General features: G+C 30.7%; 13 protein-coding genes. 11 read left to right on the top strand and 2 right to left on the bottom strand.

What is annotated here, in order from left to right:
* Positions 1-136: 136 nt before the first annotated feature.
* Genes hemA through B3N22_RS22020 form a run of 7 tightly spaced genes read left to right on the top strand, consistent with a single transcriptional unit; the run spans position 137 to position 7330 of the window.
* Positions 137-1333, top strand: a complete 1197-nt coding sequence (gene hemA, locus B3N22_RS22050; RefSeq protein WP_286910613.1) for a glutamyl-tRNA reductase — start codon at positions 137-139, stop codon at positions 1331-1333.
* On the top strand, positions 1297-1953 hold the full coding sequence (locus tag B3N22_RS22045) for an NAD(P)-dependent oxidoreductase (RefSeq protein WP_286910611.1): 657 nt from the start codon (positions 1297-1299) through the stop codon (positions 1951-1953). Before hemA ends, B3N22_RS22045 begins: the two co-directional genes overlap by 37 nt.
* 12 nt (positions 1954-1965) lie before the next feature.
* The gene (gene hemC, locus B3N22_RS22040) at positions 1966-2838 is read left to right on the top strand and encodes a hydroxymethylbilane synthase (protein WP_286910609.1); all 873 of its coding nucleotides are present in this window, start codon (positions 1966-1968) and stop codon (positions 2836-2838) included.
* Between the two features lie 10 nt (positions 2839-2848).
* Entirely contained in the window at positions 2849-4321 is a 1473-nt protein-coding gene (gene cobA, locus B3N22_RS22035; RefSeq protein ID WP_286910608.1) for a uroporphyrinogen-III C-methyltransferase, read from the top strand.
* Positions 4318-5286: a porphobilinogen synthase gene (gene hemB / locus B3N22_RS22030; protein WP_286910606.1), complete on the top strand. Its 969-nt coding sequence runs from the start codon at positions 4318-4320 to the stop codon at positions 5284-5286. The genes cobA and hemB overlap by 4 nt, the downstream gene beginning before the upstream one ends.
* A 24-nt stretch (positions 5287-5310) precedes the next feature.
* A complete protein-coding gene (gene hemL, locus B3N22_RS22025; protein ID WP_286910604.1) occupies positions 5311-6585 on the top strand; it encodes a glutamate-1-semialdehyde 2,1-aminomutase in 1275 nt (424 codons plus the stop codon).
* A gap of 4 nt (positions 6586-6589) precedes the next feature.
* Entirely contained in the window at positions 6590-7330 is a 741-nt protein-coding gene (locus tag B3N22_RS22020) for a sirohydrochlorin cobaltochelatase (RefSeq protein ID WP_286910602.1), read from the top strand.
* A gap of 29 nt (positions 7331-7359) precedes the next feature.
* Here the strand turns inward: B3N22_RS22020 and B3N22_RS22015 are convergent, their stop codons facing one another.
* Positions 7360-8541 (bottom strand): M20 metallopeptidase family protein, encoded by a 1182-nt coding sequence (locus B3N22_RS22015; protein ID WP_286910600.1) that lies wholly within the window; start codon positions 8539-8541, stop codon positions 7360-7362.
* Positions 8542-8684: 143 nt separating this feature from the next.
* On the opposite strand from B3N22_RS22015, the gene B3N22_RS22010 reads away from it, so the two are divergent.
* Complete coding sequence (locus B3N22_RS22010) at positions 8685-9593, top strand: M15 family metallopeptidase (protein WP_286910598.1); 909 nt, start codon at positions 8685-8687, stop codon at positions 9591-9593.
* Positions 9594-9618: 25 nt separating this feature from the next.
* The gene (locus B3N22_RS22005; RefSeq protein WP_286910596.1) at positions 9619-10728 is read left to right on the top strand and encodes an amidase domain-containing protein; all 1110 of its coding nucleotides are present in this window, start codon (positions 9619-9621) and stop codon (positions 10726-10728) included.
* 64 nt (positions 10729-10792) lie between these two features.
* Here B3N22_RS22005 and B3N22_RS22000 read toward each other — a convergent pair whose 3' ends face one another.
* Positions 10793-11983 carry an L-lactate MFS transporter gene (locus B3N22_RS22000; protein ID WP_286910594.1) on the bottom strand — a complete coding sequence of 397 codons (1191 nt, stop codon included), beginning with the start codon at positions 11981-11983 and terminating at the stop codon, positions 10793-10795.
* Positions 11984-12140: 157 nt separating this feature from the next.
* Here B3N22_RS22000 and B3N22_RS21995 point away from each other — a divergent pair, with 157 nt between their 5' ends.
* Positions 12141-12737, top strand: coding sequence for a PH domain-containing protein (locus B3N22_RS21995; protein ID WP_286910592.1), 597 nt, complete (start codon positions 12141-12143; stop codon positions 12735-12737).
* Complete coding sequence (locus tag B3N22_RS21990) at positions 12730-14166, top strand: PH domain-containing protein (RefSeq protein WP_286910590.1); 1437 nt, start codon at positions 12730-12732, stop codon at positions 14164-14166. Before B3N22_RS21995 ends, B3N22_RS21990 begins: the two co-directional genes overlap by 8 nt.
* The last annotated feature ends 2 nt before the right edge of the window (positions 14167-14168 follow it).

Below are 14168 nucleotides of genomic sequence, written 5' to 3'. Positions count from 1 at the left end.
AAGAATTGAAGAATTGAAGAACTTTTTAATCCCATCTTTCCTAGAGGGATACTTAAACTATGAAAACAAACCTTTAAATATAGAAGAGGTTGGTATAAAATGAGTATAGTGAGTTTCCTTAAAAGGAGAGAAAAGAATGATTCAGCTAATCGGAATATTAAAAGGAACAAGTGTAGATATAAGAGAAAAGTTTGTTATTAGAGATAAATATATATTAGATAAAGTTATTAATATTAAGGAATTCTGTAATGAAGTATTGATAATAAATACATGTAATAGAACAGAAATATACTTTGACTCTGAGGATTCAAGTCATGAGATTTTATATAAGATATTTGAAACTTTAGAATGGGATAAAGAATTAAGAGAATATATATTTCATATTAAAGAGGAAAAGGTTGTTAAGCATATAATGGAGCTTGCATGTGGCCTTCACTCTAAAATTTTAGGGGAAGATCAGATTCTTTCTCAGATTAAAGAAGCCTATGATAATTCTCTAAATGTAAAAGGGCTTCATGGAAATCTTCAGCGTTTATTTCAAGAGGCAATAACTTGTGGTAAGGAATTTAGAAATGAGGCTAAGTTATATGAAATACCAGTATCTTATCCATCTATAGCTGTAAACAAAGCACTTAAAGAGGGAATTAAGGACTTCATGGTAATAGGATATGGAGACATGGGAAGCCTAGCTGTGAAATATATATTAACTCACAATATAGATAGTTTATATATTGTAGTCAGAAATAAAAGTTCAGTAAAAAACATAGATGATAGTAGAGTCAAAGTTATAACTTTTGAGGAGAAGAATGAAATATTAAAGGATGTTAAGTGTATAATAGGGTGCACATCTGCTCCCCATACAGTATTAAAAAATAGGGAATTGCCTAAGGGGAAAAATTATTTAATATTTGACCTCGCCATGCCTAGAGACATTGAAGAGAGTATAGCTTTAAGAAATGATGCTGAGGTTTATGACATAGACAGTATAGCTCTTATAGATGAAGAAAATAAAAAACTTAGAAAAGAAAAGATGAATAAAAATAGATTCATAATAGATAAGTATATAGAAAGTTTTGAAACTTGGAAAGACATTAGGGAAATAACTCCTTACATAAAAAAGATGAAGGAAAATGCTAATAAGATAGCTGAAGAGAGAATAGAGACCTTTAATAATAAGCTTTCATCTAAAGATCCTAAAAGGTTAGCAGATAATCTTATAAAAAGTACTTCACATTACTATGTAAATAGAGCTATTGAAGTTCTTAAAGAAGAGCGTTTAAAGGGAAGTGATGAGGAATGTCTAAGGATAATAGAGAAGATATTCATGAATTAGAGTTTATGTTTCTTTCCCTGATTCCTAAAAAAATTAAAGTAGGGATTATAGGGGGAGGAAGAGCTGCGGCTATAAAGACAGCTAGTTTTTTAGAACGTGGATGTAATGTTGAGGTTTTAGCAAAAGATTTTGTTGATAGTTTTGAAGATTTTAATGAAGTTGAGCTTATAGTAGGTTCATATCAATCTGATTTTATTAAAGATAAACATATAATAGTAATAGCTATAGATGATGAGAAGGTTGTTAAGGAAATAATTTCCCAATGCGAAGAGCAGACTAAAATATTTATAAATGCAGGCAATTACAGACATGGAAATGCTGCCATGTCTATTCAAGATTCCCTGGGAAATATTAACTTTGCTTTAAATACTAAAGGTGGAAATCCTAAAGCTTCTCTTATGATAAAAGAGGAAATAAAAAATAACCTTAAAGAATATGATGAATTTATTGGATTTATAAATAAACTTAGGAGTAAGGCTAAAGAATTTAATGAATATAAACAGGAAATAATAAGCTTTATTGCTACAGAAGATTATAAGTTTATGTGGGAAAAAAGAAAAGAAAAAGAATGTTTACTTTTATTTTTTAAAGAAGAGTTAGTACATAGATTATTTAATTAAGTGGAGGAGATTATGAGTTTAATTATTGCTACTAGAAAAAGTAAGCTAGCTCAAGCCCAGACGGAGTTAGTTATGGAATTATTGAATAAAACTCATGGAATTAATAGTGAAAAGCTTCTTATAGTTACAGAAGGAGATAGAAGACTTGATGTAACTTTAGATAAGATTGGAGGAAAAGGGGTTTTTGTTAAGGATATAGAACTGGCCTTATTAGAGGAGAGAGCTCATGGAGCTGTTCATAGTATGAAGGATGTTCCTTATGCTTTAGATGATGCCTTTATGATTGCAGCTGTTCCAGAAAGAGAAGATGTAAGAGATGTTTTTATATCAAGAGAAGGAATAGATTTTAAAGAACTTAAAACAGGAGCTAAAATAGGAACCAGCAGTATAAGAAGAGCAGGTCAGCTAAAAAACTTACGTAATGATTTAGATATAGTTCCTATTAGAGGGAATGTTCAAACAAGATTAGAGAAGATGAAAACTCAAAACTTAGATGGAATAATATTAGCAGCAGCAGGATTAAAGAGATTAGGTTTAGAGGATATTATAACTACTTATTTTGACCCTAAGGAGATGTTACCAGCAGTAGGGCAAGGGGCATTAGGAATAGAGGTTCTTAAAAATAGTGATAAGAGAGCCTTGTTTGAAGCTTTAGACAATAAAGAAGTTAGATGTGTTTTAGAGGCTGAAAGAAGCTTTATGAGGACATTAAATGGGGATTGCCACACATTAATAGGTGTATACAGCGAAGTTAAAGGGGATGACCTTTATATGATTGGAACCTACGATATTGATGGACAGATAATTAAAAAAGATATATTAGGAAATAAAGAAGATAATATAGATTTAGGAAAAAGATTGGCTAATCTTATATTAAAAGCTTAAGGAGGAGAACATGAGTAAAGTTTATTTAATTGGGGCAGGTCCTGGAGATGAGGAACTTATAACTGTGAAAGCTGTAAGAAAGTTAAAAGAATGTACAGCTGTTCTTTATGATAGATTAGTAGGAAATAATGTTTTAAATTATATAAATGATGATTGTGAAGTTTACTATTGTGGCAAAGAGCCAGGTTCACATTATAAAACTCAAGATGAAATAAATCAAACTTTAGTTAAATTAGCTAAAGAGGGACATATAGTTGGAAGAGTTAAGGGGGGAGACCCTTATGTTTTTGGAAGAGGTGGAGAGGAAGCTTTAGAGTTAGTTAAAGAAAACATAGACTTTGAAGTAATTCCTGGTGTTACCTCTGCTATTTCTGTACTTAATTATGGTGGAATACCTATAACTCAAAGAGCAATGTCCCAAAGTTTTCATGTAGTTACTGGAATGTCAGCAAGTTCACTAAAAGTTAATTGGGAAGCTTTAGCTAAGGAAAACGGAACCTTAGTATTTTTAATGGGGTTAGAAAATCTTGAGGATATAGTTGAAAGATTATTAGCTAACGGAAAGAGTAAGGAATCTAAGGCAGCTATAATTATGAGAGGAACATCTTCTAAACAAAAAAAGGTAGTTGGAACCTTAGAAGATATACACTCTAAAAGTGTAAAAGCTGGACTAAAGTCACCATGTATAATTGTAGTAGGGGATGTTGTAGACCTTAATGAAAGTTTAGACTGGTATGGAAATAAACCTTTATTTGGAGCTAATATTTGTGTTACACGTTCTAGAAATCAAGCTTCTAAGCTTAGAGAAACTCTAAAGGATTTAGGTGCAGAGGTTACTGAAATAAACTCCATAAGATTTAAGGATACTTCAGATAATTTAAATCCGTATATGGATAAATTAGAAGATTACAATCATATAGTTTTTACTTCTGTAAATGGTGTAAACTTCTTTTTTGATTATTTAAGAAATATAAAATTTGATGTTAGAAAACTAAAAGCTAGCTTTAGTGTTGTAGGAAAAGCAACTTCAAAGGCGTTAACAGATAGAGGAATAATTCCAGACCTTATGGCGAGAGAGTTTTTAGGGGAAGGCTTATTTAAGGTTTTAGAGCCTAAATTAAATAAAGGGGAGAAGGTATTAATACCATGTTCTCTTCAAGCTAGGGATTACTTATCAGAAGAAATAAGAAAGCTTGGATTAGAAGTAGATAAAGTTTCTATGTATGAAACAATAAAAGGAGAAATCAAAAATCCAAGAGCCTTTGAAGAAGTTGATATGGTACTATTTACAAGCCCTAGTACAGTAAACAGCATGATAGAAATGGTAGGAATAGAAGCTTTAAAAGATAAAAAGGTTGTAGCTATAGGACCAATAACTTTAAAAACACTTATTGAAAATAAAATAGATGCTGTAGTATGCAAGGAACATAGTGATGACGGACTTATAGAAGAGATAAAAGAAATATGGAGGAAGTTAAAGTGATAAAGAGAGGAAGAAGATTAAGAGTAAATGAAGCTACTAGAGCACTAGTTAGAGAAAACAGCTTAAGCTCAGATGATTTTATATATCCTATATTTGTAGTAGAAGGAGAAAATATAAAAAATGAAATAAGCTCTCTTCCTGGGAATTATCATTACTCGATAGATAGATTAGAAGAGGTAGTTAAAGAAATTAAAGAAGCTAAAGTAAGAGGATTAATGCTTTTTGGTATACCAGAGCATAAAGATGCTTGTGGTTCAGAAGCTTATAATGAGGAAGGAATTGTTCAAAAAGCTATAAGAAAAATAAAAGAATTAGATAAAGATATATTAGTTATAACAGATGTTTGTATGTGTGAGTATACAGATCACGGGCATTGTGGGATAATACATGGAACTGATGTTGATAATGATGAGACTATAGAGTATTTAGGGAAAATAGCCTTATCCCATGTTGAAGCTGGTGCTGATATGGTGGCTCCTTCTGATATGATGGATGGAAGAATAGGTAAGATAAGAGCGGTATTAGACAAAAACAATTATAAACATATACCTATAATGGCTTATTCGGCTAAATATTGTTCAGCTTTTTATGGACCATTTAGAGAAGCTGCAAATTCAGCGCCTCAATTTGGAGACAGAAAAACCTATCAAATGGACCCAGCAAACTTAAGAGAAGCTATAAGAGAAATGGAGCAAGATATTGAAGAGGGAGCAGACATAATAATGGTTAAACCTGCTTTGTCTTATTTAGATGTTATAAGAAAGGCTAGAGATAATTTTGACTATCCTATAGCTGCCTATAATGTAAGTGGCGAATATGCCATGGTTAAAGCTGGAGCTAAAATGGGATGGATAGATGAAAAGAAGATAGCTTTAGAGATGCTTTTATCAATGAAAAGGGCAGGAGCAGATATAATAATAACCTATTATTCTCTAGAAGCAGCTAAATGGCTTAAAGAAATATAATCTTGCTAATAAAGGAGTGGTATTGTGAGTAACAAAGAAATATTTGAAACCTCAAAAGAATTTATGCCTGGTGGAGTTAACAGTCCAGTTAGAGCTTTTAATAATGTAGGGATGAATCCTCCTATAATAAAAGAGGGCAAGGGAGTTTACATATATGATGAAGATGGAAAAGAGTATGTGGATTTTGTTTTAGCTTGGGGGCCTATGTTTTTAGGACATTGCGATGAAGATGTAGTTGAAGCTATTAATAACACTTCAAAAAGTGCTATAGCTTTTGGCTCACCTACAAAGCTTGAATTAGATTTAGCTAAGTTTATGTGTGAAACCCTAGATAATGTAGAAATGGTGAGAATGGTTAACTCAGGTACAGAGGCAACCATGAGCGCTGTTAAGCTTGCTAGAGGATACACAAAAAGAGATAAGATACTTAAATTCTCTGGTTGTTATCATGGACATTTTGAAGGATTTTTAGTGGAGGCAGGTTCTGGGGTACTTACTACTGGTATTGCAGGAAGTGCAGGTATTCCAAGAGAAAACATAGAAAATACCTTGGTAGCTGAATATAACAATATAGATAGTATTAGAACTGTATTTAATGAAAAAGGAAAAGATATTGGTGCTGTTATTATAGAACCTGTAGCAGGAAATATGGGAGTTATAAAGGCTAATGATGAGTTTATGGTTGAACTTAGAAGTCTTTGTGATGAATACGGAACTCTATTAATATTTGATGAAGTAATGAGTGGATTTAGGGTAGCTTATAAAGGTGCACAAAGCCTATTTAAGGTAAAACCTGACCTTGTAACTTACGCAAAGATAATGGGTGGAGGACTTCCTTGTGGTGCTTACACAGGAAGAAAAGAGATAATGGAGATGCTTTCCCCAATGGGACCAGTATATCAGGCAGGAACAATGTCTGGAAATCCTATAGTTATGGCAGCTGGTTTAGCAACTTTAAAGAAGCTTCATAATAATCCAGAATACTATAATCGTATAAATGCCTTGGGTGAGAGATTAGAAAAAGGAATTAAAGAAGCTTCAAAGGAAAATGGAGTTCCAGTAGTTATAAATAGAGCTGGAGGAATGCTTACCTTGTTTTTCACAGAAGGAGAAAAAGTTGAAACCTATGAAGATGTTAAAAAATGTGATAAAGAAAGATTTGTAAGATACTTTAAACATATGCTTGAGCATGGTATCTATCTTCCACCGTCACAGTTTGAAGCTTTATTCTTATCTGTAAAACATGAAGAAGCTCATATAGATAAATTTATTGAAGTCTTTAAATCTTTTAGAGGATAAAACCATGAAAGCTATATTAGTAGTAACTCATGGAACAGCTAATCTAGAGGGAGTAAATTCATCGTTAAAGCCATTGATTAAAGAGATTAAAAAAGAGTTTTCAGGGGATGAAGTTAGACTTGCATTTACTTCTAAATTTATTATTAATAAACTTTTTAAACAATCAGGGATAAAGGTAAATAATCTTGAGGAAGAGCTTGAAGCTTTAATTGAACTAGGATGCACAGAAGTCTTTATACTTCCACTCCATCTTATACCAGGAAAAGAGTATCTTGATTTATTAGATGTTGTAGAAAGCTATAGAAATAGAATTACAGCAGTAGTAGCTACACCTTTATTAAGTGAGGATGAGGACTACATGAATCTAATAAACTCACTTGATCCATCAAAAGAACTTAATTATGTCTATATGGCTCATGGAACTAATCATGAGGGGAATAACAGCTATTTAAAACTTCAACAGGAGTTTATTAATAAAGGTTATGGAAAAGTTCTTATAGGAACTTTAGAAGGTACGCCTACCTTAGAAGATATTATACATATGATTAAGTCTAGGAATATAAATAAAATAGTCCTACAGCCACTGCTTTTAATGAGAGGTAAACATGGAACTAAGGATTTAGATGCTTGGGAAGAACTCCTTATTAATAATGGTTTTGAAGTTGAAAAAATTGATAAATCATTAGGGGAAATAGAAGAAGTAAGAAAACTATATATAAATAAGTTAAACAGCCTCTATAATTAATAGGGGCTGTTTTTATTAAAACAAATATCTTAAATCAAATCAAAAAAATCAAAAACACTTTGTATAAATACAGCTGGACCTATCCACAAAACATCTTCATCCACAGTAAATTTCGGGTGATGATGTGGATAAATTATTTTCTTATGTGGATTATTTGAGCCTAAGAAAAAGAAAGTTCCTGGAACTTCTTCTAAATAATAAGCCATATCTTCTGAAACCATAGTAGGATTTTCTAAAATAAGAAGTTTTTCGTTGCCTACTATTTTTTCAGCGGACTTAATTAGGAGATTAGTAGTATTAGGATTATTATTTACAGATGGACAGATTCTTTCGTATAGGGCTTTTACTTCTGCACCATTTGCTTTACCAACTCCTTCACAAATCTCAACTACTCTTTTTTCTAACATATCTCTATCTTCAGGATATATGCTTCTTATAGTACCTTCAAAAGTAACTTTTTCAGGTATGATGTTCCAGCTAGAACCACCATTTATTGATCCTATAGTCACAACAACTGGATGATGTGGATTTGTCTCTCTACTTACTATTTTTTGTAATGAAGATATTATTTCAGAAGCAATTAAGATAGGGTCTACAGAGAGATGTGGCATAGCTCCATGTCCACCTTTTCCTTTTACAATTACAGATATTTTATCTACAGCTGAAGTTATATAACCAGATTTAACCCCAATCATACCAAGTTTAACCTCAGGGAATAAGGCGCCTATATGAAGACCTAATATAAAATCAACCTTAGGATTTTCTAATACTCCTTCCTTTATCATAGCTTCTGCTCCAGAAGAAATTTCTTCAGCTGGTTGAAATATAAGTTTTACATTTCCTTTTAATAAATTTTTATTTTCAGATAAAATTTTTGCTGTTGCTAAAAGCATAGAAGTATGAGCATCATGACCACAGGCATGCATACAATTATTTTTAGATGAAAAAGGTAATTTAGTTTTTTCTTTAATAGGAAGTCCATCCATATCAGCTCTTATTCCTATAGTTGGTCCATCTGAAATTCCTTCTATTATAGCTACAATTCCAGTTTTACTTATGGTTTTGTAGGAAATGTTCATTTTGCTAAGTTCGTCAGTTACATATTTGTGTGTTTTTTCTAACTCCATTCCTAGTTCAGGTATTTCATGAAGATCTCTTCTCCATTTAACTATATCAGCTTGAATACCCATACATATATCAATTACGTTCATAAATATCAGCCCCTTAAATATTTCGCTATTTCGGTAAATTATACTATAAGATAAATTAATTTGTAAATTTAAAAAAATCTATAACACATACTATGCTAAAACTCAGGACAGGATATATTTATATGGATTTAAGAGGTGAAAAAATGAAAAAAAACTTATATAGGTTATTATTTTTAATTTTAATAGTTATAAATATTCCTAAAATTACATCAGCTACGGAAGAGCGAGATTATTTAATAACAATGAAACAAGATTTACTTACCTTAAAACTTGCATATCCTGAACATGTAAAGTCGGTAGAAAAAAATGGTGATAAAGTTTATTTAATTATGAAATCAGGAAAAAAGGTCTTATATGATGATAAAAGAAATAAAACCCATGATGACAAACTTCAAGATCCAGATTTACAAGATATGATGGAACAAATATATCCTTTAGAAATGCCTAAAGAAATAATGAAAAAGGATTTTGATCCAGGAAGAGCAAGGTCTTATGAGATTTTTAATGAAGTATATGGAGATTCTAAAAAGGCTATAGAAACTAATCTAATAGCGCTTCAATATGGGTATACCAATTATCAATTTAATAGTAAAAATGGTGCAAAAACTTCTTTAGAAACCGCGCTAAAAGAAGTTATGCCCTTAGCAAAAAGCAGAGGAGATATAGGAGGTATACTATATCCTGCAAGTGGAACCTTTAACTATAGAGTTATATCAGGTACAGGAAGATTAAGTCCTCATTCTTATGGAATAGCAATAGATTTAAAAAGCGATAAAAGAGATTATTGGAAATGGAGTTCAGAAAAGGATGGTAACTCTAGACTTCTACAATATCCTAAAGAGTTAGTTGAAGCTTTTGAAAAAAATAATTTTGTCTGGGGAGGAAAATGGGGACATTTTGATATTTTACATTTTGAATATAGACCTGAAATTATATTAAAAGCTAAATATTTTGGTGGTTGGAGTGGTGAAGAGGGAAGTTGGTATAAGGGAGCTCCAGAAGATGAAGCCACTAAGGAATTTATAGAAATTATCAATGATAATTTAAAATAAACAGGTTAAGAAAGGAGAAGTATCTATGAGCTTGCCTATAAAACGATACAGGAAAGCAGTAAATAAGTTTATAGTTTTCACATTATTTCTTTCTCTAATTAAATTAAATATTCCACAAGTGGCAAATGCAGAAAGTGTAGACCAAGAAGTTTTAGACTTTGTGGAAACCATATTTGTAAGTAAAAATAAGGCTGTTTTAGAAAAAGATTTAGAGCTTATAGATACCTTATATGCAACTGATACAAAATACGGTCAATGGGCATATGAGTATGAGGAGAGAAAGGTTAAGTATATAAATAACTGGGCAGAAAAACAAGGAATAAAATTTGTAGATATAATACCTAAAATAGTTGTTAGAAGTTCTAAAAAAAATGGAACTGAAAAATGTTATTTTAATATACTTTGTAATACAGAATATAAATATGTGTATGAAGATAAACCCGATGAAGTGAATAGTTCTAGGATAGGAACATATCATTCAATGACATTAACCAATAGGGATGGTCAATGGATAATAACAAAAGAGTGGTATACAGACCCCTTTGCTGATTCATTAAGTTTAGAAAATATAAAAGCTCAAGATATTAAAGAGTATATAGCAGCTCAGCCAGGGAGAGACATGTCAGAAATAAACGAGAGAAGAAAAAATGCCGTAGCTTATGCTATGCAATACTGTGGTGCAGCTACAGCTCCTGAATATGGATTTAAGTATAATAAGAAATACAGAGACTTTAATCCTGAGGGTGGAGATTGCGCAAATTTTGCTTCTCAGATATTAAGTGAAGGTGGAAAATTTAAAAAGAATGGTACTTGGAATTATGATAAAGGAAGTGCTACTGGTCCTTGGGTAAATGCAGATAAATTTACATCTTATATGATAAATAGCGGTAGAGCTTCAATTATAGCTAAAGGTAGTTATGAGAAGGTTTATAAAGCTTCTTATAAATTACTGCCAGGAGATTTTGTGGCTTATGAGAAGAAGGGTGATATAACTCATATTTCAACAGTAACTGGAGCAGATTCGAAAGGATATTCCTTAGTTACATGTCATAATACAGATAGAAACAATATACCATGGGATCTTGGATGGAGTGATAAAAAAATAAAATTTTGGTTAGTAAGAGTACATTATTAAAATTAATTTGTAATATGAAAAAGGCTAAATATGATTTAATGTTTAGCCTTTTTCTATTTAACTTTTAAATAGAGTCCGCTTTTCTAAAAGGAGATTTTATAAAAAGAGATATAATTAGACCTATTAAAGATAAAATAGCTGAGATAATAAAGGTTAATTTTAAGTTTCCGGCTGCGGCTGATATAAGTGGACCAACTAAAGCTGCTATACCATAAGCTTGATACATCAAGCCGTAGTTTGAACCTAGATTTTTAAGCCCAAAAAAGTCCCCGGTTATAGTAGGATACACAGATAAAAAACCTCCAAAGCAGAAGGTTACTCCTCCCAAAGTTAAAAAGTAACTTATTATATTAAGGGTTAAAACACTCTTAAGTATCATACATACTGTAGTGATTCCAAATAATATGCTTATTACCTTTATTCTTCCTATTTTATCTGAGAGAGTTCCCCAAAAAAGTCTTCCAGTAGCATTAAATATAGCAACAGCAGATACAGCAGTAGCGGCTGCTTTAGGAGAAAGACCAGCTAATTCAATTCCTATGTCCCTAGCTAAGCCAATTACTAAAAGTCCACTCATAGTTCCAAATAAATAAGCTATCCATAGAAGAGGAAAATTTTTAGTTTTCACCATTTCCATAGGTGTATAGTTTTTATTAATGGCTACAACCTTGTTTTTAATAGTTAATGACTCATCAGGTAAAGATAATAAGTTAGAGCCTATAAAAATCAAAACTAAATTTATTATAGATAAAAACAAAAACGTCTTAGAGATTCCCAGAGAAGCTAATAAAGCTTGAATTAATGGGTTGAAAACTAAACTTCCAAGGCCAAAAGCTCCAACAGAAATTCCAGTAACTAATCCTTTATGATTTGGGAACCATTTTATGCAAGTTGATAAAGGACATACATAAACGAAGCCAATACCTATACCAGCAACAAAGCCGTAGTATATATAGAAATCTAAAAGAGATGTGGATTTTGAACATAAAAACAAACCAATAGAATAAAAAGCTCCACCAATCATTGCTACAGGTTTAGGACCAATTTTGTCTTGAAGTTTTCCAGAAAATATAGTCACAAAAGCAAATACAAATACCGTTATAGAAAAAGTAAGGACAACCTTGCTTTTTGAAATATCAAGATAGGTAGCAATAGGTTCATTAAAAAGACTCCATGAATAAATAGAGCCAATACACAATTGAAGCAAAACAGCTCCAAGTACTACTAAAAAGCCTTTTGTTTTTAATTGTTTCATATAAAACTCCTTATTATTGATAAGATTAGTTAATATATTATCATAAAATTATGGATTGTAATATATTTTTTAATAATTATTTAAGGATAATTATTGTCTATTTTAAGTTATAATAATGAAATATAAGGAAATAAATATAATTCTTAGGGGGATGAAGATGGAAGAAAGAGAGACATACGAGTATATTGAAAAGGATGGAGAAGTTAATGAATTTAAAAATGTAGATAAAAAAGCAGTAAAGTCCTGGAGGACAGCAAGAGTTATAACATTCCTAATATTTTTAGCAATATTTATAGGGATAAGAATATTTATAAAAAACTGGGATGAGACTTTTGTTTTAGTAGCTACTATAATTCAAGGGGTTATACTACTCTTGCTTGCTCTAAATGCTTTTTTATATCCTAAAATAGAGTACAGGCAGTGGAAATATAGTATTACAGAAGATAAAATTGAGTTTTATCATGGAATATTTTTTGTACAGCACACTATTATACCAATGCTTAGAATCCAACACATAACCGTTAATCAAGGTCCTATAAATAAGCTATATAAAATAGCTACTGTAAGTATATCAACAGCTGGAGGAGTATTTGGATTAGTAGGACTTCCAAAAGAAACAGCAGATGAAATTTGTGATTACATAAATAATAGGGTAATTAAAAAACTCAAGGATAGAGCAAATGAGCAAGAGCAAGTACTAGAGGAAGAGATACTATTAGAACCCCAGGAAACGGGGGTAGATAATAATGGATAAACCTCAAAGAAATCACCCATCAACCATAATATCTCAGACCTTTAAATACATAAAAGGTAACTTTTTTATCTTTATACCCATGGTTTTAAATAATGAAATTTTAGTTAGTATTGCTATTGGTGCAGGCATATGTATGTTAATGGCAATATACAGTATATTAGTTTGGTATACTAAAAAGTTTTATTTAAAAGATAATATGCTATATTATCAAACCGGAATAATCAGTAAAACAGTATTAACTTTATCAAAAGATAATATTGCAACTATAGATATAGGACAAAGTTTTCTTCAGAGAATCATAGGTATTTACAGGCTTAAGGTTGATAGTGGAAGTACTACTTTAGGAAAAGCCGAAGTAGATATAGTATTAAATAAAGAGCGAATAGATTATATAAAAAGTGTAATAGAAACAACTACAGATTCAAAAATTCAGAAAGCTAACACTGTACCAGATAAAGAGAGATCAAAGGAATTTAAATGCACTAATAGAGAACTATTTATATTGGCATTAACAAAAAATAAACTTGGCTTAATAGTAACACTTATTGTATCTTCCTTTACATTTTTGGATGATTTATTAGATACACTAAAACTAGATATAAGCAAATATGTAGATAAGTACTTTAACATAGAAGATGTAATTAAAAAATCTATGGGAGAAATAATTGTATTTTCAATTCAATTATTTACAGTAATTTATATCCTTTCATTTATAGTATCTGTTATAGTAACATTTATTAGATACTACAACTTTATAATATATGAACAAGATAATAAACTAAACATCCAATATGGTTTAATAAGCTTAAAAAAATACATATTACCTATTAAAAATATACAAGCTATAAAATTAAAGCAAACGCTTATAAATCAGTGGTTTAAGCAATATAAGGTTGAAGTTGTTACAGCAGGTTATGGAGATGAAGAAAAGGAAGAAGCAATTTTTTATCCCTTAACTAATAAAGGGAAGTTAAACATATTAATAGATACTTTAATTCCAAATTTTAATTTTGAAAATATTGAATTAAAATATCCGCCTAAAAATGCAAGAAAAAGATTCTTTATCTTCCCAGTGATTTTTAGTATTGTGATTTTTTTAGTGATAAGTTTCATTTTCCACAAAGCAGTTTTTATATTTATGTTTATGCCAATAATAATATTTAGCTGTTATGTAGAATATAAAAACAACACAATGGGATATGATAAAAGGATATTTTATGGAAGCTTTGGAGCCTTTAGCAAAACCTCCATAATAATTAAGATGAATAGTGTTCAATCAATAACAGAAACAACAAATTATTTCCAAAGAAAAAAGGATATATGCAACTACAGAATAGATTTTTATTCTAGTAAACTAATAGACATATTACCCATAAAAAATATGCACCGCTATCACTTCAAAGAAATAGAGGAAAATATAGAATTTTAGTG

The organism is Clostridium sp. UBA1652 (genome assembly GCF_002320975.1).
GTDB lineage: Bacteria > Bacillota > Clostridia > Clostridiales > Clostridiaceae > Clostridium_T > Clostridium_T intestinale.
The sequence above is the reverse complement of the archived record's forward strand: the minus strand, read 5'-3'. Positions and strand labels throughout refer to the sequence as shown.

Excerpts from the sequence above, each read along its gene's own strand:
- B3N22_RS21995 (WP_286910592.1), top strand. The coding sequence starts at position 12,141 with ATGGAAGAAAGAGAGACATACGAGTATATTGAAAAGGATGGAGAAGTT.
- B3N22_RS22020 (WP_286910602.1), top strand. The coding sequence starts at position 6,590 with ATGAAAGCTATATTAGTAGTAACTCATGGAACAGCTAATCTAGAGGGA.
- B3N22_RS22010 (WP_286910598.1), top strand. The coding sequence starts at position 8,685 with ATGAAAAAAAACTTATATAGGTTATTATTTTTAATTTTAATAGTTATA.
- hemC (WP_286910609.1), top strand. The coding sequence starts at position 1,966 with ATGAGTTTAATTATTGCTACTAGAAAAAGTAAGCTAGCTCAAGCCCAG.
- cobA (WP_286910608.1), top strand. The coding sequence starts at position 2,849 with ATGAGTAAAGTTTATTTAATTGGGGCAGGTCCTGGAGATGAGGAACTT.
- B3N22_RS22005 (WP_286910596.1), top strand. The coding sequence starts at position 9,619 with ATGAGCTTGCCTATAAAACGATACAGGAAAGCAGTAAATAAGTTTATA.
- hemA (WP_286910613.1), top strand. The coding sequence starts at position 137 with ATGATTCAGCTAATCGGAATATTAAAAGGAACAAGTGTAGATATAAGA.
- B3N22_RS21990 (WP_286910590.1), top strand. The coding sequence starts at position 12,730 with ATGGATAAACCTCAAAGAAATCACCCATCAACCATAATATCTCAGACC.
- B3N22_RS22000 (WP_286910594.1), bottom strand. The coding sequence starts at position 11,983 with ATGAAACAATTAAAAACAAAAGGCTTTTTAGTAGTACTTGGAGCTGTT.
- B3N22_RS22015 (WP_286910600.1), bottom strand. The coding sequence starts at position 8,541 with ATGAACGTAATTGATATATGTATGGGTATTCAAGCTGATATAGTTAAA.
- B3N22_RS22045 (WP_286910611.1), top strand. The coding sequence starts at position 1,297 with ATGTCTAAGGATAATAGAGAAGATATTCATGAATTAGAGTTTATGTTT.